At 68.7% G+C, this 21522-nt stretch carries 19 protein-coding genes and 2 pseudogenes; 6 read left to right on the top strand and 15 right to left on the bottom strand.

Annotation, left to right across the window (positions count from 1 at the left end; all coding sequences use genetic code 11):
- The first annotated feature begins 71 nt into the window (after positions 1-71).
- Entirely contained in the window at positions 72-2339 is a 2268-nt protein-coding gene (locus tag G5C60_RS12275) for an arylsulfatase (RefSeq protein ID WP_165258062.1), read from the top strand.
- 91 nt (positions 2340-2430) lie between these two features.
- Here G5C60_RS12275 and G5C60_RS12270 read toward each other — a convergent pair whose 3' ends face one another.
- Genes G5C60_RS12270 through G5C60_RS12240 form a run of 7 tightly spaced genes read right to left on the bottom strand, consistent with a single transcriptional unit; the run spans position 2431 to position 10055 of the window.
- A complete protein-coding gene (locus G5C60_RS12270) occupies positions 2431-3246 on the bottom strand; it encodes an SDR family NAD(P)-dependent oxidoreductase (protein WP_165258060.1) in 816 nt (271 codons plus the stop codon).
- Between the two features lie 6 nt (positions 3247-3252).
- Positions 3253-4746, bottom strand: a complete 1494-nt coding sequence (locus G5C60_RS12265) for an aldehyde dehydrogenase family protein (protein ID WP_206439402.1) — start codon at positions 4744-4746, stop codon at positions 3253-3255.
- A complete protein-coding gene (locus tag G5C60_RS12260) occupies positions 4743-5624 on the bottom strand; it encodes an ATP-binding cassette domain-containing protein (RefSeq protein ID WP_165258058.1) in 882 nt (293 codons plus the stop codon). Before G5C60_RS12260 ends, G5C60_RS12265 begins: the two co-directional genes overlap by 4 nt.
- Positions 5617-6723, bottom strand: a complete 1107-nt coding sequence (locus tag G5C60_RS12255) for an ABC transporter ATP-binding protein (RefSeq protein ID WP_206439401.1) — start codon at positions 6721-6723, stop codon at positions 5617-5619. Before G5C60_RS12255 ends, G5C60_RS12260 begins: the two co-directional genes overlap by 8 nt.
- Positions 6720-7598: an ABC transporter permease gene (locus G5C60_RS12250; protein ID WP_206439400.1), complete on the bottom strand. Its 879-nt coding sequence runs from the start codon at positions 7596-7598 to the stop codon at positions 6720-6722. The genes G5C60_RS12255 and G5C60_RS12250 overlap by 4 nt, the downstream gene beginning before the upstream one ends.
- Positions 7595-8545 carry an ABC transporter permease gene (locus tag G5C60_RS12245; RefSeq protein WP_165258056.1) on the bottom strand — a complete coding sequence of 317 codons (951 nt, stop codon included), beginning with the start codon at positions 8543-8545 and terminating at the stop codon, positions 7595-7597. Before G5C60_RS12245 ends, G5C60_RS12250 begins: the two co-directional genes overlap by 4 nt.
- 16 nt (positions 8546-8561) lie before the next feature.
- Positions 8562-10055 carry an ABC transporter substrate-binding protein gene (locus G5C60_RS12240; RefSeq protein WP_241266720.1) on the bottom strand — a complete coding sequence of 498 codons (1494 nt, stop codon included), beginning with the start codon at positions 10053-10055 and terminating at the stop codon, positions 8562-8564.
- A 488-nt stretch (positions 10056-10543) separates the two neighbouring features.
- Between G5C60_RS12240 and G5C60_RS12230 the strand changes: the two genes are divergently transcribed.
- Positions 10544-12004, top strand: a complete 1461-nt coding sequence (locus G5C60_RS12230) for an amidase (protein WP_338145793.1) — start codon at positions 10544-10546, stop codon at positions 12002-12004.
- A complete protein-coding gene (locus tag G5C60_RS12225; RefSeq protein ID WP_338145792.1) occupies positions 12001-12768 on the top strand; it encodes a FadR/GntR family transcriptional regulator in 768 nt (255 codons plus the stop codon). The genes G5C60_RS12230 and G5C60_RS12225 overlap by 4 nt, the downstream gene beginning before the upstream one ends.
- A gap of 444 nt (positions 12769-13212) precedes the next feature.
- On the opposite strand, the gene G5C60_RS12220 is transcribed toward G5C60_RS12225, so the two are convergent.
- On the bottom strand, positions 13213-14199 hold the full coding sequence (locus G5C60_RS12220; protein ID WP_165258050.1) for an aldo/keto reductase: 987 nt from the start codon (positions 14197-14199) through the stop codon (positions 13213-13215).
- A 126-nt stretch (positions 14200-14325) separates the two neighbouring features.
- Here G5C60_RS12220 and G5C60_RS12215 point away from each other — a divergent pair, with 126 nt between their 5' ends.
- On the top strand, positions 14326-15204 hold the full coding sequence (locus tag G5C60_RS12215) for a helix-turn-helix domain-containing protein (RefSeq protein ID WP_420907364.1): 879 nt from the start codon (positions 14326-14328) through the stop codon (positions 15202-15204).
- Positions 15205-15209: 5 nt separating this feature from the next.
- Here G5C60_RS12215 and G5C60_RS12210 read toward each other — a convergent pair whose 3' ends face one another.
- The 5 genes from G5C60_RS12210 to G5C60_RS12195 all read right to left on the bottom strand — a co-directional run bounded on the left by G5C60_RS12210 (position 15210) and on the right by G5C60_RS12195 (position 19666).
- The gene (locus tag G5C60_RS12210) at positions 15210-16178 is read right to left on the bottom strand and encodes an amidohydrolase family protein (protein ID WP_165258046.1); all 969 of its coding nucleotides are present in this window, start codon (positions 16176-16178) and stop codon (positions 15210-15212) included.
- 79 nt (positions 16179-16257) lie between these two features.
- Positions 16258-17844: a Na+/H+ antiporter gene (locus G5C60_RS12205; RefSeq protein ID WP_165258044.1), complete on the bottom strand. Its 1587-nt coding sequence runs from the start codon at positions 17842-17844 to the stop codon at positions 16258-16260.
- Between the two features lie 67 nt (positions 17845-17911).
- Positions 17912-18283, bottom strand: coding sequence for a DUF2255 family protein (locus G5C60_RS12200; protein WP_165258042.1), 372 nt, complete (start codon positions 18281-18283; stop codon positions 17912-17914).
- Between the two features lie 28 nt (positions 18284-18311).
- Positions 18312-18464, bottom strand: a complete 153-nt coding sequence (locus G5C60_RS51070) for a hypothetical protein (RefSeq protein WP_206439399.1) — start codon at positions 18462-18464, stop codon at positions 18312-18314.
- 185 nt (positions 18465-18649) lie between these two features.
- Positions 18650-19666 carry a zinc-dependent alcohol dehydrogenase family protein gene (locus G5C60_RS12195; protein ID WP_165258040.1) on the bottom strand — a complete coding sequence of 339 codons (1017 nt, stop codon included), beginning with the start codon at positions 19664-19666 and terminating at the stop codon, positions 18650-18652.
- A gap of 370 nt (positions 19667-20036) precedes the next feature.
- On the opposite strand from G5C60_RS12195, the pseudogene G5C60_RS12190 reads away from it, so the two are divergent.
- Positions 20037-20444 (top strand): annotated as a pseudogene (locus G5C60_RS12190) (MmyB family transcriptional regulator); the annotation flags it as partial.
- Positions 20445-20506: 62 nt separating this feature from the next.
- Here G5C60_RS12190 and G5C60_RS12185 read toward each other — a convergent pair.
- Positions 20507-20686 carry a hypothetical protein gene (locus G5C60_RS12185; protein ID WP_165258038.1) on the bottom strand — a complete coding sequence of 60 codons (180 nt, stop codon included), beginning with the start codon at positions 20684-20686 and terminating at the stop codon, positions 20507-20509.
- 114 nt (positions 20687-20800) lie between these two features.
- Between G5C60_RS12185 and G5C60_RS51905 the strand changes: the two are divergent.
- Positions 20801-20956, top strand: a pseudogene (locus G5C60_RS51905) (RNA-guided endonuclease TnpB family protein); the annotation flags it as partial.
- Between the two features lie 162 nt (positions 20957-21118).
- On the opposite strand, the gene G5C60_RS12175 reads toward G5C60_RS51905, so the two are convergent.
- Complete coding sequence (locus G5C60_RS12175) at positions 21119-21520, bottom strand: hypothetical protein (RefSeq protein ID WP_165258036.1); 402 nt, start codon at positions 21518-21520, stop codon at positions 21119-21121.
- Between the last annotated feature and the right edge of the window lie 2 nt (positions 21521-21522).

Below are 21522 nucleotides of genomic sequence, written 5' to 3'. Positions count from 1 at the left end.
ACCCCGCCCCGGCCCCCGCCTCAGTTGGGCGCAGCGCACGATCGTAGGTCCACCGCAAAGGAGCTTTCTGGATGTCCAACGCCTCTCCGTATCCGCCGTCCGAGAGCGGTACTTTCCAAGGCAGGATCGGCACGACCTACGAGGAGTCGACTCCGTGGTGGCCCGAACAGCCGGGGCCCGCCGAGGGCACCCCCAATGTCGTGGCCATCGTGCTCGACGACGTCGGCTTCTCCGACCTCGGCTGCTTCGGCTCGGACATCGACACCCCGGCCATGGACGCCCTCGCCACCGGCGGCCTTCGCTACGCGAACTTCCACACCACCACGCTCTGTTCGCCGACCCGTGCCTCCCTGCTGACCGGCCGGAACCACCACTCCGTCGGGATGCGCATGCTGTCCAACTTCGACACCGGCTTCCCCAGCGGTCGCGGACAGATCACCAAGGCCGCCGCGATGCTGCCTGAGGTGCTGCGCGACGCCGGCTTCAACACCATGGCCGTGGGCAAATGGCACCTGGCGCCGATGGAACAGACCACGGCGTCCGGGCCGTACACCCAGTGGCCGCTGTCCCGAGGGTTCGAGCGCTATTACGGATTCCTGGAAGCCGAGACGGACAGCTTCTATCCGGAACTGTTCCACGACAACCACGCCGTGGATCCGCCCAAGAGCCCGGAAGAGGGCTATCACCTCAGTGAGGACCTGGTCGACCGGGCGATCGAATTCGTCAGGGACCAGACCTCGGTCACTCCGGAAAAGCCCTTCTTCCTGTACCTGGCGTTCGGCGCGGCGCACGCCCCGCACCAGGCTCCCCAGGAATACCTGGAGAAATACCGGGGCCGGTTCGACCACGGCTGGGACGCCGAGCGCGCCACCCGGCACGCCCGCCAGATCGAACGGGGCATTCTGCCGCCCGGCACCGAACTGGCGCCGCACAACCCCGGCGTCGTTCCCTGGGACGAACTGTCGGACGACGAGAAGAAACTGTCCGCACGCCTCCAGGAGGCCTATGCGGCGATGGTCGACCACACCGACCACCACATCGGCAGGCTCATGGAGTTCCTGGAGCAGGTGGGCCAGATGGAGAACACCATCACCATCCTGCTCTCGGACAACGGGGCCAGCCAGGAAGGCGGGCAGAAGGGTTCGCTCAACCCCACCGCGTTCCAGAACGGCCTCTCCGAGGACTTCGAGGAGATGGTCGCGCGGATCGATGAGATCGGCACCACACGCGCTCATGCCAACTACCCGTGGGGCTGGGCACAGGCGGGCAACACGCCGTTCAAGCGCTACAAGCAGAACACCCACGAAGGCGGCGTCCGCTGCCCGCTCATCGTGAACTGGCCGCGGGGGCTGCCGCGCACCGGCGAGGTCAGGCAGCAGTTCCACCATGTCAACGACATCGCCCCGACCCTTTACGAGCTGCTCGGTCTAGAAGCTCCCACGGTCTACAACGGCATCCCGCAACTGCCGATCCACGGTGTCAGCATGGGCTACACGTTCGACTCGCCGACCGCGCCGACGCGCAAGGAAGCCCAGTACTTCGAGATGTTCGGGCACCGCGCGATCTGGCACGACGGCTGGAAGGCCGTCTCCTACCACCAACGCGGAACGTCCTTCGACGACGACCAATGGGAGCTCTACCACCACGACTCCGACTTCTCGGAATGCAACGACCTGGCGCAGGAGCAGCCCGAGCAACTACAGAAGATGATCTCCCGCTTCTGGGTGGAAGCAGGGAAATACGATGTGCTGCCGCTGGACGACCAGGGATTCGCCTACCGGGCGAAGATTCCGCGTCCCGGCTCCCCGCGCAGGCGCACCACCTTCACCTACTACCCCGGCATGGCCCATCTGCCGGGCGCCGCAGTGCCACCGGTGATGAACCGCGCGCACCGCATCACCGCGTACGTCGACCGGGCCGCCGCCTCCGACGAGGGTGTCCTGGTGTCCCTGGGCAACATCAGCAGCGGATACGTCCTGTACGTCAAGGACAACCGGCTGGTCTACGAGTACAACTTCCTCGGTACGCGGTACGCGGTGACCTCTGATGAAGAACTCCCCATCGGCCGGGCGGAGTTGACCTTCGAATTCGTCAAGACCGGTGACGTGCAGGGCGTCGGACACCTGTATGTGTCAGGGAAGCCGGTCGGCACCGAGGCCATTCCGCGGGTCCTCCCGCACTTCCTGGGCTGGCAGGGCCTCGATGTCGGCCGGGACACCCTGTCGCCCTCCTCACCCAACTACGAGGGCGAGTTCGCGTTCACGGGAGAGTTCGAGAAGGTCGTCTTCACGGTCGCGCCGGACGAGGACGGCAAGGAACCCTTCGAGCGAATCGACTGACTCGCTCCCGCTCACTCACCTTCTCCAGCTGCAGCACCACGAAGGCCGGCTGCGCCGATCGGCGCAGCCGGCCTTCGCCCGTCACGGCCGGTCAGTTGGGCGGCGTATAGCGTCCGTCGATCGCCGTCCAGCCTCCGTCGACGAAGAGCTGGCTCCCCGTGACGAACGACGACGCGTCCGACGCGAGGTAGACGACGGCGCCTGCCAACTCGTCGGCGCGGGACCAGCGGCCCAGGGCGGTCTTGTCCGCATAGGCCTCCGACCATTCCGGCACAGCCCTGATCTGCGCGGTCAGCGGGGTGTCCACCATGCCCGGGGCGATGGCGTTCACCCGCACGCCCGACGGGCCCAGTTCGGCCGCCGCGGTCCGCAGCAGCTGGACGAGGCCGGCCTTCGTGGCCGCGTACACGCCCTGTCCCGGCTCGACGGCCACCGCGCGAATCGAGCTGAAGCCGATGATGCTTCCCCTGCCGCGTTCGGCCATGCCACGGCCGAACGTCCGCATCAGGTCGAAGGACGCGCGCAGATTGAGCGCCACGACCCGCTCGAATTCCTCCGCCGTGTAGTCGAGCAGGCGCTTGCGCACGTTCGTCGCGGCGGTGAAGACGAGCACGTCGACGGGCCCTAGCTCCTCGGCGGCACGCGCGACCGCCTCGCCGTCGAGGACGTCGAGGGCGTACGCCGAGAGGCCCGGCCCCATCGACGCCGACTCCTTGGCCGCCGTCAGGTCACGGTCGGCGCACACCACTGTGGCGCCGTGCGCGGCGAGGGCCAGGGCGCTCTCGCGGCCGATTCCGCTGCCCGCGCCCACCACGAGGGCCCTGCGGCCGTCGAGCCTGAACAGTCGGGAGTACGCGTCCACCGCATCGGTGTTGTCCACCCCATCGGTGCGGTCCTTTGCTTGCATGTGTCCTCACGGCTTCGTTGTCGTCGGACGGATCACTGCCATACGGGTCACTGTGAGCTCTTCGATGGCGAACCTCGGTCCCTCCCTTCCGGCCCCGGAGTCCTTCACGCCGCCGTACGGCATGACGTCGGAACGGAAGCCGGGAACCTCGTTGACGACCACTCCGCCCACTTCCAGGCGGTCGAGAGCGGCGAACGCCGTGTCGAGGGCGCTGGTGTAGACGCTCGCGTGCAGTCCGTAGCGCGAGTCGTTGACCAGGTCGAAGGCCGTCTCCAGGTCGGGGACGGACCGTACCGCGACCACGGGGCCGAAGACTTCCTCGTCCCAGACGGGGAGGCCGCCGTCCACGTCGAGCAGCACGGCGGGCTCGATCACCCCGTCGGTGACCCTGCCTCCGGCCACCAGTGACGCCCCCGCTTTCACCGCCTCTTCCAGCCACGCGCATACCCGCTCGGTCGACCGCTCGTCGATGAGCGCCGAGACTCTCGTCGCCGGATCGCGGGGATCGCCCACGACCACCTGGGCCACCCGCTCCGTCAGCCGGGCCACGAACTCCTTCCGTACGGCGTCCACCACGATGACCCGCTGCACGCTGATGCACGCCTGGCCCGACGCGTAGTACCCGCCGCGTACCACCGCGTCGGCGGCGGCGTCGAGGTCGGCGTCGGCGGCCACCACCAAGGCGGCGTTGGAGCCGAGTTCGAGCAGCACCTTGGTGGGTGCCGCATCCCGCGCGATCCGGTGGCCCACGGCGGCGGAACCGGTGAAGGACACCGCCCCGATCCGGCGGTCGGTGGTCAGCGCGACGCCCACCTCGGGGCCCCCGGTGACCAGCTGCACCGCGGTTCGCGGCGCGCCGCCGGCGTGCAGGGCCTCGCGGAGAAGGTGCACCAGCCACAGGGTGGCCAGCGGCGTCTGCGGGGCTGGCTTGGCGATGACCGGGCAGCCGGCGGCCAGCGAGGGTGCGAGCTTGTGCGCGGCGAGCAGCAGCGGGTAGTTGAAGCCCGCGATGCCCACCACCACGCCGATCGGCTTGCGGGTCCAGAAGCCGAGCAGGCCCTCACCCGACGGCAGCAGGTCCAGCGGCACCGTCTCCCCGTGCAGCCGGGCCACTTCCTCGGCCGCTGTCAGCAGTGTCAGCAGGGTGCGGTCCACCTCGACACGGCAGTCGACCAGCGGCTTGCCGGTCTCCAGGACCAACAGCCGTTCGAAGTCCGCGCGTCGGGCGGCGATCGCCTCGTGTGTCGCGAGCAGCGCCGCCCTGCGGGTGTGCGAGGGGAGCCGGCCGACCCGCTCGCGGACCGCGACGGCCGCGTCCACCGCCCGGCGTGCGAGGCCGGTGTCCCCGACCGGCGCCCGCGCGACGAGCGTCCCGTCGTAGGGAAAGCGGATGTCCTCGGCGGCGGGTGCCTCCATCCAGTGGTCGCCGATGGGAAGACCCTCGGGAAACTCCCTCCCCACGGGGCTGTCGACGCCGGCGGGTTCGACATGGTTGGTCAAGGTTGGTACTCCCGGTTGAGGTCGGCCGCCGACACTCCGGACAGTGCCTTGCTCAGAGTCGGAACGGCGGCGATCAGCCTGCGTGTGTAGGGATGTTGCGGTTCCTCGTACACCTGCTCCGTGGGCCCGGTCTCCACGATCTGCCCGTCATGCATGACGGCGACCTGGTCGCACACATGGCGGACCACGGACAGGTCGTGGGAGACGAAGACCAGCGTGAGGGACAACTCGTCGACGAGGTCGGCGATGAGGTTGAGCACTTGGGCCCGTACGGACACGTCGAGGGCGCTCACCGGCTCGTCCGCCACGATGATCTTCGGGCGGGGGGCGAGGGCGCGCGCGATCGAGATGCGCTGCCGCTGGCCGCCGGAGAACTGGTGCGGATACCGGTCCGCCGCGTCGGCTCGCAGGCCGACGGCCTCCAGCAACTCGGCCACCCGCTCCTTGCGGTTGCCGTGCCCCTGCGCGACGAGCGGCTCGGCCACGATGTCGCCGACGCGCATGCGCGGGTCCAGCGAACTCATCGGGTCCTGGAACACCAGTTGGAGCCGCTCGCGGACGAACCGGAGTTGTCTCTCCCGCAGCCCGGTGATGTCCCGGCCGTCGATCGCGACGCTGCCGCTGGTGGGACGGTCAAGACCGGCCAGTATCCGCAGCAGGGTCGACTTGCCGCACCCCGACTCGCCCACGATGCCGAACCGTTGACCCTGGGGAATGGCGAAGCTGACGCCGCGCAGGGCGTGCACCGGGGGGCTGGGGTGGCGCAGCGAGGTACGAGGCCGTCGGTAGTCACGCGTGACGTCTCGGACGCTGATCGCGTCCACGAGGCCGGTCCCCGACTCGGGTGCGAGGGGGGCGCTGGTCGCCTGCTCAGCCACGATCGGCCTCCTGGTTCGTGGGGATGCGGGACCCGCGTGCGCCGCTCTCCGGTACTGGGTGGAAGCAGGCGTAGCCGGAGTCCGGCCCGGTCGGGATCCACTCCGGCCTGCTCGCGCACTCGTCGGTCGCCTCGGGGCACCTGTTTCTGAAGACGCATCCGGCGGGGAACCGGCCCGCCGGCGGAACCGACCCGCCGATCGTGACCAGCCGGCCCCGGTCGTCGACCACGGTCAGATCCGACGAGCCGATCAGGCCCTGGGTGTAGCGGTGCCGGGGGCGCGTGAACACCTCCCGGACCGGCCCTGACTCGACCACCCGTCCGCCGTACATGACCATGACCCGCTCGCAGGCGGTGGCCACCACGGCCAGGTCGTGGGTGATGAAGAGCATGGCCGACCTGCGGTCCTGCACGCCCCGCACGATCAGGTCGAGCACCCGCGCCTGCACCGTGACGTCGAGCGCGGTGGTGGGTTCGTCGCAGACCAGGAGCGCGGGATCGTTCGCGAGGGCGATGGCCAGCACCACCCGCTGCCGCTGGCCTCCGGAGAACTGGTGCGGGTAGGCGCGCGCGGCGGCCGCCGGATCGGGCAGTCCCACCTGGTCGAGCAGTTCCACGGCGGCTGCCTGGGCGGACGCGCGGTCGGGCCTGGTCCGGTGGACCAGCAGCACCTCGGCGATCTGCCGCCCGACTCTCATCGTGGGGTTCAGAGCGGTCATGGGCTCCTGGAAGACCATGGCGATCTCCTTGCCCCGCACCCGGGACATCCGCGCCTCGTCGGCGCCCACCAGGTCGTGGTCGACTCCCGCGAGCCGCACCGAACCCGTGGCCCGGAGCCCCTCGGGGAGCAGGCCCATGACGCTCAGTGCGGTCAGCGACTTGCCGGACCCCGATTCACCGATCAGGCCGACCCGTTCGCCGGCCCGGATGGTGAAGTCGACGTCCTCGACGAGCTTCTGGCCGCCCACCGTGACGTCGAGATTCCGCACGGCCAATACGCTGTCGGGCGAGTCGGGGGAGTCGGACGAGCCCGGCCGGGATGCCGGTGCCGTGTCGGGTGCCGGCTTCGGGGCCGGTGCCGTGTCAGGTGCCGGGGTCATCGGCGGTCCTCCAGCTTGGGGTCGAAACGGTCGCGCAGGCCGTCACCGAGCAGATTGAATCCGAGCACCGCCACCGCGATCGCGATGCCCGGGAACACGGCGAGCCGGGGGGCGATCGACAGCATCTCCTGGCTCTCCTGAAGCATCCGGCCCCAGGAGGGTGTGGGGGGCGGGGTTCCGAAGCCGAGGAAGGACAGTGCGGCTTCGGCGAGCACGGCGATGGCGAAACCGACCGACGCCTGAACGATGACGAGACTGCTGACGTTGGGCAGGACATGCCGCAGGCCGATGGAGAACGGCCCGCGGCCCGCCGCGCGCGCCGCGGTCACGTATTCGGTCTTCATGACCTGCAACGTGCCGCCGCGGATCAGCCGGGCGTAGTGGGGAATGGACGCGATGCCGATGGCGACCATCGCGACCAGCGTGCCGGCGCCGTACACGGCGGCGAACATGATGGCCAGCAGGAGCGCGGGGAAGGCGAGAAGCAGGTCGTTGCCGCGCATCAGCAGCTCGCCGAACCAGCGGGGCGCCATTCCGGCGACGATGCCGAGGGGCACTCCGACCACGGCGGCGACACCCACCGCCACGAAGCCCACGAACAGCGTGGTGCGTGAGCCCATCAGGATCTGGCTGAACACGTCGCGGCCGAACTTGTCCGTGCCGAACCAGTACTCCGTCGACGGCTCCTGCAGCCGCACCGCGGGATTCACCAAGGTCGGGTCGTGCGGGGTCCACACGAAGGACAGCAGTGCCATGCCGAGCACGACCATGACGATGAGACCGCCCACCAGGAGGCTGCCCGGCAGCGGGCGGCGCCGCCGAGGGGCGTCGGGCGCCGCGGACGTGACGGCGGCTTCCGTGTCCAGAACACTCATGAGGCACCTGCCCTGAGCCGTGGGTCGATCAACAGATAGACCATGTCCACCAAGAAGTTCACGAGCAGCACCGCCACTGCGATGATCATGACCACGTCCTGCACCATGATGAGGTCCCGGTTGGAGACGCTGTCCAGCAGCAGGCTCCCGAGTCCGGGGATGACGAAGACCCGTTCGATGACGACGGTGCCCACCAGCAGCGTGGCGAGCTGCAACGCCAGGACGGTGACCACGGGCACCGCCGCGTTCCGCAGGCCGTGCCGCAGCAGTGCCTGCGTCGGGCGAAGTCCTTTGGCGCGAGCGGTGCGCAGGTAGTCCTCGCGGAGGACGTCGAGCACGGCGCTGCGGACATAGCGGGTGAGCACCGCCGCCTGCACCATTCCGAGGGCGAGCGCGGGCATCACCAGCTGTCTGAGGAACAGGACCGGATCCTGGTTCGGGGGTGTCCAGCCGTTCGCCGGCAGCCACCCGAGTCCCACCGCGAACACGGTGATCATGAGGATGCCCGCGAGGAACGCCGGGACGGCCACACCGACTTGGGACAGGGCCGAGAGGATGAGCCCGGACGGCTTGCGATGTCGCACGGCCATGAGCGTGCCGATGGGGATCGCCAGGATGCAGGCGATCACTATCCCGGTGCCCACCAGCCACAGGGTGACCTGGAGACGGTCGGCGAGCTGCGGGCCGATCGGCGTGTGTGAGATGTACGAGTTACCCGGGTCGAAGGTCACCAGTCCCTGCACCCAGCTCAGGTACTGGGTCACAAGCGGCCGGTCGAGCCCGAACTCCCCGCGCAGTTGCGCCACGGCGGAGTCCGACGCGCTGGTACCGAGGGCGACGCGGGCAGGGTCTCCCGGCAGCACCGCCATGAACGCGAACACCAGCACGGAGCTCACGACAAGACTGGCCAGGAAGACCGCGATCCGCTGGGTCAGACGGACGATCATTGGTTGGGTCCGCCTTTCATGACCGGCCCAGGCCGGTGAGGTCCAGTGACTCGGAGACGGTGTTCACGGGCAGGCCGGTGATGTCCTTGTCCGCAACCATCAGGTTCGGCAGCAGGAACAGCCAGTCGGCCGCGGCGTCCTTGGACAGCAGCCGGGCAGCGGCGCGCATGTAGGTGATCTGCTCCTGCTGGGTGCCCTCGTCCGCCTTCTTCAGCAACGCCCGGAACTCGGGGTTGTCGTAGCGGATGTAGGAGGTCTTGTTCCCGAACAACGTCTGCATGTCGCGCGGTTCCACATGGCCGATGATGGACATGTCGTAGTCGGCGTTCTTGAACACGGTGGTCAGCCAGGCGGCGGGGAACTCCAACTGGTCCAGCTTGACCTTGAACCCGGCCTGTTCGAGCTGGCTCTTGACCACGGTTCCGCACGCGGTGGCGTACGGCAGCGTCGGAATCCGCAGCCGCAGCGTGCGGCCGGCTTGGCCGGACTCCTCAAGAAGCTTCTTGGCCTTGTCGCGGTCGTACGGATACTGGTTCGTGAGGTTCTGGTACCACGGGTCGGTCGGAGGGACCATGCTGCCGATGAGTTTCCCGCGGCCTGCCCAGCAGGTGTCCAACAGGGCCTTGTGGTCGATGGCGTAGCGGACTGCCTGGCGGGCCTTCGGATTCCGCAGCGGGCCCGAGCCGTTGTTGAGGGAGAGGACCACCTCGCCGTTGGTCGAGCCCTCGATGACCTTGTACTTCGAGTTGTTCTCGAACTGGTACAGCGTCTCCGGGGACTGCATCGTGCCGATCACGTTGATGGTGCCCGTGAGCAGTGCGTTGTTCATGGCCGTCGGGTCCTTGAAGTACTTGAGGGTGACCGACGCGAACTGCGGTTCGCGCCCCCAGTAGTCATCACGACGGGCCAGTGTGATCGAGTCGCCGCGGTTCCACTTCTTCACCACATACGGGCCGGTGCCGACCGGCTGGGTGGCCAGCTTGCTCACGCCCGTCCGGCTGAACATCGCGCCGAGGCGGGTGGTCATCCGGTACAGCCAGTCGTTGCTCGGCGTTTTCAGGGTGACCTTGAGCTCGGTGGGCGACACCGCCTGCACCGTGTCCACGACGTCCATCTGGGCCTTCTGCGCCACCGTCCAGTCGGCCGGGACGCGCTCGATGGAGAACTTGGCGTCCTGGGCCGTGAACGGTGCGCCATTGCTGAACTTGGCGTTCTTCACCAGCTGGAACACGTACGTCTTGCGGTCCTTGGACAGGCTCCACGACGTGGCCAGGCCGGGCCGTATGTTCCCGGACTGGTCGAGCTTCACCAGGCTCTCGTAGACGTTGTAGAGCAGTGCCTGCGGAATGGCGGCACCTTCGGTTTTGGTGAAGTCGAAGTTGGCCGGCTCGGCGGTGAGGCCGATCTGTAGCGAGTTGCCGCCGCTGTTTCCGGCCACCGTGGACCCGGCCGAGCAGGCCGCCAGCGGCAGGCAGGCGAGCGTGGCTGCGACCGTTCTGGTATGCCGCATCAGCCGCTTATGTCTCATGTGTTCTACCCTTGGCTTTCCATCGCGTGCAGGACGTCGGAGGCGACGTCCGCTGTCGTGGCGTTGCCGCCGAGGTCGGCCGTGCGGGGCCTGGCATTTCGCAAGGTGACCGCCACAGCGTCGCGGTTCCCGGCGATGCCGGGTGCGGAGCGGTGGACGGGTTCGTACCGGTCAGGGCGAAGGGCTGGTGCGCCGCCCGCTCGATGACGCGACGGGAACGCACGCCAGCGGTGTCGCGCACCTTGGTGGGAGCGCCGGGTAACGCGCGCACCGGGCGGAGGAACTGCTCGCCTCCCCAGTCGAACGAGGCCGCGTCGAGCCGTGCCACGTCGGTGTCCCACGTCATGGACGCCACCTTTCGCTGTAACTGGCCTGACCAGTAACCTCACTTGTCAGGTACCGTGACGACTGAAGCTGGTCTTTGTCAAGGGTTCCCATGCCAGAGGTATCGCGAGCGAAGGAGAGTGCGGGTGCTCACGGAACAGGGCCTGGCCGCCATGCCGGCCGTCGAGATGGTGGCCAAATTCGCAGACCGCACGCTGTCGCCGGTCCAGGTCCACGACGCCGTCCAGTCGGTGATCGAGGCGCGCGAGAGCGTGCTCAACGCGTTCTGGGTGCGGGATCCGCACGAGTCCCGCAAGGCGGCCCTGGCCAGCGAGGCCCGATGGGCGGCGGGAGAACCGCTCGGGCTCATCGACGGCGTGCCCGTGACACTGAAGGAGAACGTGGCCCGCAGCGGCGTCCCCATGCCCTCCGGCAACGCGGGAGTCGAGCCAGTCGTCCCCGAGGCGGACGCGCCCATCACCGCGCGCGTCCTCGAATCCGGTGGCGTGATTCTCGGATCGACCGTGATGCCGGACTGGGGCATGCTCTCCTCGGGCGTCTCCAGCCGGCACGGCATTTCGCGCAGCCCCTGGAACGCCGCCTGGACCACGGGCGGTTCAAGCTCCGGTGCGGGGGCCGCGGCCGCCGGGGGATACGGTCCGCTCCACGTCGGCACGGACATCGGGGGATCGATCCGGCTGCCGGGCACCTGGCTGGGCCTTGCCACACTCAAGCCCAGCTACGGGAGGGTCCCGCTGGACACCCCGTATCAGGGGCGCGCCGCGGGCCCCATGACGCGCACCGTGGCGGACGCGGCCCTGTTCATGCGTGTCCTGAGCCGGCCTGATCCCCGGGACTGGTCGAGCCTGCCGCCGCAGGACATCGACTGGTCGGCACTGGACAGCGAGGTACGCGGACTGCGGGTGGGGGTGCACCTGAACGCCGGCTGCGGGGAGCCGTGCGACGCCGAGATCGTCGCCGCCGTGAACCGTGCCGCCGCGGTCTTCGAGGCGGCGGGAGCCGTCGTGGAGCCGGTCGAGCCGTTCATGAGCCAGGAACTCCTGGACGACCTGGATCTGTTCTGGCGGGTACGGTCCTGGAACGACCTCCGCCAACTGGCACCCGAGGCAGGACGCCGCGTCCACCCCCACATCATCCAATGGTGTCAGGGAGGCGCGGACGTGCCGGGCACGCGGGTACTCCAGTGCTACCAGCAGATCATGCGCATCCAGGCGCAGACCGTGGCGGCGACTTTCCCGTACGATCTGGTGATTTCGCCGGTAGCTCCGGTGGCGGCGTTTCCCGCTGAGCAGCCGATGCCGTTCAGGGGGGACGGGAAGACCATGGCCCACATCGGCTTCACCGCGCCGTACAACATGTCGGGGCAGCCTGCCGCGACCGTCAACTGCGGCTTTACGGCGGACGGTCGGCCGATCGGGGTGCAGATCGCGGGCCGCCGCTTCGACGATCTCGGCGTCTTGAGGGGGGCGGCGTGGTACGAACGGAACCGGCCTGCCGAGGCGGTCCCGCACTGGCCGGACAGCGCCCCCGGGGCGCCCACCGGAGAAAAGACCACATGGACCACGCTCGAAGGGGAGAAGCCGTGAATAACGGGGCACAGTTCCGGCAGGTTTCGCCGGTACGGCTCTACCAGCGCATCGTCGAGCAGATCGAGGAAGCGATAGCGCGAGGTGACCTGAAGCCCGGTCAGCGGCTGCCGAGCGAGCGAGAGCTGGTGACGCAGTTCGGGGCGAGTCGGCCCACCGTGCGGGAGGCCTTGCGCGTGCTGGAGAGCAGCGGCCTCGTCCGCTCGCGCCCGGGTGACCCGCATGGCCCGGAGATCCTGCCGTTCTCGTCGGCCGGTCTGACCAAGGAGATGACCCGGCTCGTCCAGTTCGACAACGTGTCGATGGCCGAGTTGATCTCGTTCCGCATGATCCTCGACGGGTCGGCGAGCCTGCTGGCGGCCCGGCTGCGGTCCGAGGAGGAGCTGGCCTCCATGGAACGGACGCTTGCCGTCATGTCGGACGCGATCGAGACAGGGTACGAGGAGTTCAGCAAGGCAGACGTCGCATTCCACGAGGCGGTGGCCGTGGCCAGCCGCAACTCCCTCATCCAGGTCTGCAACCAGGTGGTCCGGGGCGCCGTCCTCTCGCTGATCTCGGACAAGGTCGCCCAGGCCGGCAACAGCACGGCGCTCATGCGGGAGTCGCTCCACCACCACCAGGAGGTGCTCGAGGCGATCCGGGCAGGTGACGGCCTGGCGGCAGCACGCATCTCGCGGCGCACGCTCTACGACTACTACGCCGGCTACGTCCCCGAGAACGAGCAGGGACCGCTGCTCGCGCTCGTGGACAAAGAAGAGACCTGACCTGAACCCCCACCACCATGCTGACCGCACTCCGCGGCCGTGAGACCTGCCACGGCAGACAGACGCGGAGGTGGGATGGAACGGCGTGCGGTGGGAGGCAGGCCGGCGCACGGTGATTCCGTTCGCCGCGCTGGTCCCGACGCCGGCCTCCGTCGCCGGGCAGATCACGCCGGTGCGGCGGCGCCGACCGGTGGTCGGCTGCGGAGCAGACCCGCGGGCAACGCCGCCGACCCCGCCGCCGCGGCCACCCACGCATGCAGCCTGGCCAACACCTACGGCCCCGTCCTGGAAGGTGTCGCCGCCCGTCACCCCGAGCGCGTCACCGCACTTGTCCTGACCGCCTCCTTCCCGTACCGCGACAACCGGCTCGCTCTTGCCTGCTCGATCTGGAGCGGGATCGCCGCGTCCGGCGACCGTGAACTGCTCGATGCCTTGCAGGAGCCGCTACTGGTCGACCAGCGACATGTGGTGCTCGTTGTAGCGGTCTCCCTGTACCCCGACCCGGCCGGCGAGTTCGTTGAGGTCCGACAGTTCGTCGGCGGAGAGCGGCAGTTGGGTGGCGTCGACGTTCTCCTCGATGCGCGCGATGCGCCGCGTTCCGGGAATCGGAACGACCGACGGATGCTGTGCGAGCAGCCAGGCGAGCGCGACCTGCCCCGGTGTGGCGCCCTTGGCCTGCGCGAGCGTTGCGATGTGCTCGACGAGAACCTGGTTCGCCGCTCGGTTCTCGGCCGTGAACCGTGGAATGGTCGTTCGGACGTCGTCGGGCCCGAACGACGTCGAAGCGTTCACCGCGCCGGTCAGGAACCCCTTGCCGAGCGGGCTGAAGGGCACGAATCCGATTCCCAGCGCCGCGCACGTCGGCAGGACCTGTGACTCGGGATCTCGGGTCCACAGCGAGTACTCGCTCTGCACTGCCGAGACCGGGTGGACCGAGTGAGCGCGGCGGATGGTCTCCGCACCGGCCTCCGAGAGCCCGAAGCAGCGGACCTTGCCCTCCTGCACGAGTTCGGCCACCGTGCCGGCGACGTCCTCGATCGGTACCTGTGGATCAACGCGGTGCTGGTAGAACAGGTCGATCGTCTCCACCCCGAGCCGTTCGAGGGAGGCCATGGCGACGGCACGGATCTGCTCGGGCCTGCTGTTGAGTCCGACAGACGCACCGTTCTCGATGCGGAATCCGAACTTCGTGGCGATCACCACTTGGTCACGTACCGGAGCGAGGGACTCTCCGACGAGTTCCTCATTGACGTAGGGGCCGTACACCTCCGCGGTGTCGAAAAACGTGACCCCGCGGTCCACGGCCCCACGGAGTACGGCGATCATGTCGCTTCGATCGCCGGGGTTCGGGCCGTAACTCTGGGACATTCCCATCGCGCCGAGACCGATGGCGGAGACCCGCAGGTCTTGCCCGAGTGTTCGGGTGTGCATCCTTTTCTCCATCCGGTGTCGTTGTGTCGTTCTTGCTGCTCGATAGGGGATCGAGGGTGCCGTCGAACCAACTGACGTCGGCAGCCGCTTGGTTTGATGCGCGGGATCGCGGCAACGTGCGAAGCTGTGCGTGTGCAAGGGGAGCCGAGCCTGGACCAACTGGGAGCCTTCCTCAAGGCGCGGCGTGCACAGCTGAGCCCCGGCGGGGTCGGACTGCCCGACACGGGTGAGCCGCGGCGTGTTCCCGGTCTGCGCCGTGAGGAAGTCGCTCGGCTGGCCGCGATCAGCACCGACTACTACATCCGTCTCGAACAGGGTCGTGTTCAGGCGTCCGCGGCCGTCCTCGACACCCTCTCGCAGGTGCTCCGCCTCGACGGCGATCAGCGCGAGTACATCCTGACCCTCGCGGGGAAGAAGACCGCCTTGCCCACGGCCAACCGGAGCGCTCGGCAGCAAGCCGACCCGCAGATGCGGTACCTGCTGGACGACCTCACCCTGACGGCGGGGTTCGTCATCGGGCGCAACACAGACCTTCTGGCGTGGAACGCCATGGCCGCCGCTCTGGTGATGGACTTCGGGCGTATCCCCGAGGAACAGCGCAACTACGTGCGTCTGTTGTTCACCGAGCCCGTCATCCGGGTGTTGTACCGAGACTGGGAGCACATGGCCCGACTGGCCGTGTCCCACCTGCGCATGGACAGCAGGCGAAACCCTCACGATCCTCGGCTGACGGCGCTTGTCGAAGAGCTTTCGGCGCTGGATCCGCAGTTCCGGCTGTGGTGGACCTCGTACGACGTCGCCGTCCGGGCCGGCGGCACCAGGCTGCTCCGGCATCCCGCGGTGGGCGACCTGACATTGCAGCGGTCCACCTTTACTTGCGCGGAGGATCCCGAACAGCAGCTCGTCGTGTGGACCGCCGAACCCGGCAGCCGGACCTACCGGGCGTTGCGTTCCCTGGCTGCTGGGGTCGAGAGGGCACCGGAAGGGCTGAACGGCACCGCCTGACGCGTTCACCGCGCTGTCCCCGGGGACAGGCGGAACAGGCGCTCGGCGTTGGCCGTCGTCAGGGAACGCCACGTGGTCCCCTCCACCGGTGACTCGGCCGCGTCGATCGCCGCGATGTGGGCGTCGGCCAGCGGGGGAGGCGTCCAGCAGTAGTCGCTGCCGAACAGCACGCGGTCCGGATCGACGAGCGTGAGCAGCGCGGGGACCTGGCGTGGGAAGGCTGTGCCCGCCATGTCGTAGTACAGGCCCTGTAGTTGCCGCACGGCATCGACGGAGGATGAATTCCCCGAAGGCAGGAACAACCTCATGAACTCGTTGATGCGGTCGGCGAGGACGGGAACCGCGCCACCGCAGTGCGGAACGATCACCCGCATGTTCGGATGACGCGTCAGGACGCCCGCCATCACCAGGTCCGTGACGGTACGGGCCGTGTCGAAGATGAACTCGGCCATCGGGCGCGGTCTGCCGAGTGCGGACTGTTCCCAGCACACCGGTGAGGTGGGGTGCAGGAAGACCACGGCCCGGCGGCGGTCGAGTTCCGCGAAGACCGGGTCGAGGCGCTGGTCGCCCAGGTACACACCGTGCGTGTGCGTCAGCAAGGCCACGCCGTCGGCGTCGAGTTCGTCGAAGGCGAAGGCGATCTCCTCCAACGAGCCGTCCACGTCCGGCAGGGGAAGCGACCCGAAGGTGCCGAAGCGGCCCGGGTGGTCGCGGGTCAGCTCGGCGGTGTATTCGTTGACGTGCCGGGCGAGGATGCGGGCCGCCTTGTCGTCGCCGAAGTGCACGCCGGGGGACGACAAGGAGAGCATCGCGGTCTCGATGCCGTTGCGGTCCATCAGGTCCAGGTGGGATTGCACGGACCACGTGGGCCAGCCGCCCATGCCGTCGGGGTGGGAGTGCCCCGCCGCTGTCGCCTGCTGGGCGTAGAAGTCGGGCAGAAGGTGGGCGTGGACGTCGATGAGGCCGGAGGACATGACAGGGATCCCCTTCAGTCGGGGGCTCATTGGGTCTCTTGTCGGGGGTCTTGTGTCGAGGCCGGATGCCGGACTCGGCTCACTCCACCTGCTCGTGTCCGGCCAGCCGTACCTCTTCGCCGTCCAAGGCGGCCTGAAGCCGGCGCAGCACGGTGTCGTCGATCTGCGACTCGTTCCTCAGGCGGACGACGGTTGCGCGTTTGTGCGCGATCAGGGCGAGGCGGAGGTCGGTGTAGTGGCGGTTGTGCAGCAGTGCGGGATCGTCGTCGGTGCCCGCGCCTCTGGCCCGTACGGTTGCCAGGTGGGCCTCGTACTCCTGGCGCAGCCACTCCATGACCTTCGGCGTGGTGCCCAGTTCGGCCGCGAGCTGAGGCAGTGCCTTGATGGCCTCCTCGGTTGCCATGGTCTCGGCGAGGACGTGCTCCTCGTCGACGGACGTGTCGCGCGGCAGCCGGGCCCAGCGCACCACGCCCGGCAGCAGCAGTCCCTGCACCACGAGGGTCACCACGATGACGCCTGAGGTGACGAAGACGATGAAGGCGCGGTCGGGGAAGGGGTCACCCGAGTCGAGGGCCTCCGGTACGGAAAGCGCCACGGCGAGCGACACCGCGCCACGGAAGCCCGCGAACCCACTCACAACGCGGGCCCGGTGACTGATTCTTCGCAGCCGCTGCCCGGGACGCCGGTCGATCGCACGGATCAGGTAGGCGGAGGAGAACAGGAACGCGAACCGGACCGCGACCAGCACCACACTGACCACCCCGATCGCGATCAGGGCATCTTGGAGGTCGGATCGGCTCAAGTGCCGGAGCGCGTACTGGAGTTCCACGCCGACCAGGACGAACAGCGCGCCGTTGATGATGAACGTGGCCAGCGGCCAGAAGGCCAATGCCTGGCGGCGGTGCTCGGCACGGATGAGGCTCGGTGCCACCTGGGCCATGATCAACCCGCTCACGACGACCGCGAGGACACCGGAGGCGTGGATCAGCTCGGCGAGCAGATACGCCGTGAACGGGGCCAGGATCATGACGAGATTGCCGAGCAGGGGATCGTCCAGGCGGCGTCGCAGGTTCATGTTGATCCAGGCGACCGCCACGCCGACAGCCGCCCCGCCGCCGTACGCCAGAAGGAACAGCGCTCCGACATGCGGAAAGGTCAGATGCTCCTCGCCGACGGTGATACCGACCGCGAGGCCGTAGATGACCAGCGCGGTGCCGTCGTTGACGAGGCTTTCCGCACGAAGCACGGTGATCTGACGGCGCGGCAGGGAGCCGGCCAGGGCGCCCACCGCTGTGGCATCGGTGGGAGCCACGGCCGCGCCCAGCGCCCACGCCGGTCCCCAGGGCAGTCCGAGCGCGTGCCCGGCGACCGCCACGGCCCCTGCGGTGAGGATCACCAGGACCGTGCTGAGCAGGACGATGCCGCGCAGGTTCGTACGGATCTCCCGCATGGACGTGGTCAGGCTCTCCCAGTACAACAGCACAGGAAGGAAGAGCAACAACACCACTTCGGGAGGGAGTTGGGTCTGGCGGACGGCCGGGACCAGGCCGAGAAGCGCGCCCACGACGAGCAGCACGACGGGTGGCGCGACGTGGAAGCGCTGCCCCAGGACGTTGCCCAGCAGTACGGCCGCGCCCAGGGCGACGACGAGTTCGAGACCGAGCAAGGCGCTTACTCCTGGGAGGGACCGGAAGCCGATGGGCGCGCAGCGGCTTCCATCGGGATCGTCATGTTCATCGGGGGACCAGCCGCAGTGTCGTCGAGCGTGCGGCGACCATGGGGTTGACGTACGCGCCGCCGAAGCGGCCGTACTTGGCGCGGTACGCGGTGTCGATACGGTCGTTGATCTCGGAGTCGTCCACCTCGACGAAGGTGACGTCCTTGTCGACGCCGCCGGAGCGGATGTGCCCCTCGTGGCTCGCGCGGGCCGCGCGCCACCAGCCGCCGTCCTTACCCCGGAAGGAACGGACGTACAGGTCCTCACCGTCGCGGACGACCCAGATCGGCACCGGCCCCCGCAGGGTGCCGTCACCGCGGCGCGGCGCCATTTCCAACTCGTCGGCCTTGGCGATGCGGTTGAGCTCGTCGCTCGTCCATGTCGTCATCGGTGTGCCTCCAACCTCCTTGGATCCGTCATCGGCACTTGTGGGTCAGGGGGAGTGGTGGTGAGCGGCTCACGGCGACGGTGAAGCGCAGGATCAGCTCGCTTTCGAGTACCTGTCCCGAGGGACGGAACCGGGAGGCGTACCGGCCCGGCGCCAGGACCCGCCCGTCGGCCTCCACCATGGTCCGCAGCTCGAATGCCGGCGGCTCGACGGCTGCGAAGCAGAGGGTGAGTGGCGGCGATCGCCTCGCTGGTCATGACGGTCGGTCCGTTCTGCTCGGCCGCGATGGTGGGCGCGGTTGCCGCTGGTGGGTGCCGGCGGTGGTGGGCGCCGCTCACCGGAGCCCACCACCGCCGGGGCTTCATGTCACGGGCGCAGCAACGCCTTGATGGCGCGACGTTCGTCCATGGCCTTGTAACCTTCGGCGACCTCGTCCAGGGACAGGGTGAGGTCGAAGACCTTGCCCGGGTTGATACGGCCGCTGAAGACGCGCTCGATGAGGTCGGGAAGGTAGGCCCGCACGGGGGCGGGACCACCACGCAGACCGACGTGCGAGAAGAAGAGCTGCTGGCCGTCGATCTGCACGTCGTGCGGCATGCCGACGAAGCCGACGTTGCCGCCCGGTCGGGTGGACTGCAGGGCCTGGTGCATCGACTCCTTGGTGCCGACGCACTCGAGGACCGAGTCGGCGCCGAGGCCGTTCGTGAGTTCCTTGACGCGGGCGACGCCTTCCTCGCCCCGCTCCGTGACGATGTCGGTTGCACCGAACTCCAGGGCCAGCTTCTGCCGGGACTCGTGCCGGCTCATGGCGATGATGTGCTCGGCGCCCAGTTCCTTCGCGGCGATGACGCCGGAAAGGCCCACCGCGCCGTCGCCGACGACCACCGCCGTCGAACCGGGCTTGACCTCGGCCGCCCTGGCGGCGTACCAGCCGGTGCCCATGACATCGGACAGGGTCAACAGGTTCGGCATCAGCTCCTCGGCCGGCTGCTCCTGGGTGGCGACCAGGGTGCCGTCGGCCAGGGGGATGCGGACGTACTCGGCCTGGCAGCCGTTGGGGAAGTCACGGTGCCGGCAGGAGGTGTGGTAGCCGGCCCGGCAGATCGGGCAGGTGTTGTCGGAGGCGATGAAGGAGCCGATGACGAACTGGCCGGGCCTGACGGTCGAGACGTCGCTGCCGGTCTCCTCGACGATGCCGACGTATTCGTGGCCGATCGGCTGCGGCTCGGTGACCGGGTTGATGCCCCGGTAACTCCACAGGTCGGAGCCGCACACGCAGGTGGCGACGGTACGGATGACCGCGTCCGTGGGTGCGACGATCTTCGGCTCGGGGACGTTTTCCACCCGGATGTCCCCGGGGCCGTGAATGATGGTTGCTCGCATGAGGCTTTCCCAGGTCTTGTCAGGTGCGTTGTGGCATCAGGGGCGGGTACGGGTGCTGACACGCGGGCCGCGGTGCTCGTCGTCCGGGACGTGTCAGGCCATTGGGGTTGGCAAGCCCGCTTGTTCGGGTGAATGCTCTCCGTGGGCCGGTCCTGGTCGCCGGTCGCGTCATCGACCTTGCCGCCGTCGTGCGAACCCGCAAAGGGGAGAATTCCATCCTGGGAATGACTTATCCAGGGGAGGAATCCTTACCCCCCTCACGAAGACCGAGCGGTGCGAGACTGGCCGTCATGACCGGCGACGCGCATCTGAACGAGCCTGGGAAAATTCCTCCAGGTGCGGAGGGCCGAGTTGAGCCCGCGCACGCAACCACGCCCGGCTGCTCTTCACCGACCCCGGCTGCCGGGAGCTTTACCTCGACTGGAGGACGATCGCCCGGAGCTGCGTCGCCCAACTACACATGGAGGCCGCCCAGTGCCCTGGCGACCCAGGGTTGACCCCACTCGTCGGCGAGCTGTCGGTGGCCGACGCCGACTTCCGGCAGTGGTGGGCAGGCCGCCAGGTGCCGAGCCTGCGGGTCGGCGCGAAGAGGCTGCGCCACCCGGTCGCCGGCGACGTCACTCTCGACTGGGACAGCCTGACCTCAACAGCCGACGCCGCACAGCAGCTGGTGATCACGACCGCCGAGCCCGGTACCCCGTCCCATGACGGACTGCGCTTCCTCGCGTCGTGGACTGCCGTCGTGTGCTCGTGTACTGCGCGTACCGCGGATCCTTGACAGGTCGCCGGGGCCGTGACCTAGGGGACGCGCACGCATATGTCCCACGGGCCGAGGGCCGGTTACGCTCCCGCGGGGAGCGACGTGTCGGCCGGGACGTCGGACAGGTCCACCGGCGCGAGTACGCTCTTGGGCTCCCAGCTCCAGTTGTGGACGGGGCCTCGGCGGGGGCTGTAGGCGTCGGCGGTGTAGCGAGCTGAGGGGCCGTCATGCGGCGCGAGTCCATGACCGGCCTCGAACATGCCCGGTGGTGGTTCCCGGGTCGGGAATCACGGCCTCCGTCATCTGCAGACGAACGAAGGCCGGATGAGAGCCAAGCACGCTCCCCCACTGCCTCAAGGGCGGTGGGGCCCCAGCCGCTGGGTGAGCGCGCCTACACCTGCACCGCGTGCGGAACCGTGTCCCCACGGGACAAGAACTGCGCACGCGTCATGCTCGTCCGGGCTCGTCTCGACCCGGCCGGTGCTGATGGCGGAAGACCTCCTGGAGCGCTGCTCCAGGCGGCGGCCTGAGCCAGGACAGCAGGTCATCGCCCGGGTGCAGGAGTATCTGGCCGACCTCCCGGCCGAACTGCGCCACCCGCGAGGCCCTTCGGCCTTTGAAGGTCAGTAGGTGGTCAACGCGGTGACCGTGACCACCACCAGAGCGGCGAGTGACGCATTTCTGTGAGGGCGTCAGCTCCGGGTGACCGCGACGATGTCTATGTCGAGATTTTCCGGTGCAGGTGTCCCGCCGATGTCCGTGAGCATCTGGCTGTTGCCGTGTTCCGTTCCTGACGGGACATCGGGGAAAGCGAAGGTGTACCGCTCGTCGAATCCGTTGTCTCCCCGCACGCGCACTGTGGCCGAGATATCCGAAGAGGTGTCCTTGTCGTTGGTGACAGAGATCGCCACATACGCGCCGAGTTCATCCTGAGGCGTGACCCGCACCTCCACCCCCTGGTCGGACAGAACCCAGTTGTTGCCCTCCTGGACTGCCTGCTGCTCCTGCGCGGAAGGTGTGGAGGACTGTTCAGGCGGCGTGCCGGCGGCGGACGGCGATTCAGGCGCACGGTGGTCCTCCGCTGTCGCGGACACAC

Origin of the sequence: Streptomyces scabichelini, from assembly GCF_011045015.1 — a bacterium.
Taxonomy (GTDB): Bacteria; Actinomycetota; Actinomycetes; order Streptomycetales; family Streptomycetaceae; genus Streptomyces; species Streptomyces scabichelini.
This window is presented reverse-complemented; position numbering and strand designations above follow the sequence as displayed.

What these genes read in the sequence shown, in the direction of transcription:
- G5C60_RS12275 (WP_165258062.1), top strand. Translation starts at nt 72, where the DNA reads ATGTCCAACGCCTCTCCGTATCCGCCGTCCGAGAGCGGTACTTTCCAA.
- G5C60_RS12270 (WP_165258060.1), bottom strand. Translation starts at nt 3,246, where the DNA reads ATGCAAGCAAAGGACCGCACCGATGGGGTGGACAACACCGATGCGGTG.
- G5C60_RS12255 (WP_206439401.1), bottom strand. Translation starts at nt 6,723, where the DNA reads ATGACCCCGGCACCTGACACGGCACCGGCCCCGAAGCCGGCACCCGAC.
- G5C60_RS12250 (WP_206439400.1), bottom strand. Translation starts at nt 7,598, where the DNA reads ATGAGTGTTCTGGACACGGAAGCCGCCGTCACGTCCGCGGCGCCCGAC.
- G5C60_RS12245 (WP_165258056.1), bottom strand. Translation starts at nt 8,545, where the DNA reads ATGATCGTCCGTCTGACCCAGCGGATCGCGGTCTTCCTGGCCAGTCTT.
- G5C60_RS12240 (WP_241266720.1), bottom strand. Translation starts at nt 10,055, where the DNA reads ATGCGGCATACCAGAACGGTCGCAGCCACGCTCGCCTGCCTGCCGCTG.
- G5C60_RS12220 (WP_165258050.1), bottom strand. Translation starts at nt 14,199, where the DNA reads ATGCACACCCGAACACTCGGGCAAGACCTGCGGGTCTCCGCCATCGGT.
- G5C60_RS12210 (WP_165258046.1), bottom strand. Translation starts at nt 16,178, where the DNA reads ATGTCCTCCGGCCTCATCGACGTCCACGCCCACCTTCTGCCCGACTTC.
- G5C60_RS12200 (WP_165258042.1), bottom strand. Translation starts at nt 18,283, where the DNA reads ATGACGACATGGACGAGCGACGAGCTCAACCGCATCGCCAAGGCCGAC.
- G5C60_RS51070 (WP_206439399.1), bottom strand. Translation starts at nt 18,464, where the DNA reads ATGGTGGAGGCCGACGGGCGGGTCCTGGCGCCGGGCCGGTACGCCTCC.
- G5C60_RS12195 (WP_165258040.1), bottom strand. Translation starts at nt 19,666, where the DNA reads ATGCGAGCAACCATCATTCACGGCCCCGGGGACATCCGGGTGGAAAAC.
- G5C60_RS12185 (WP_165258038.1), bottom strand. Translation starts at nt 20,686, where the DNA reads ATGTTCGAGGCCGGTCATGGACTCGCGCCGCATGACGGCCCCTCAGCT.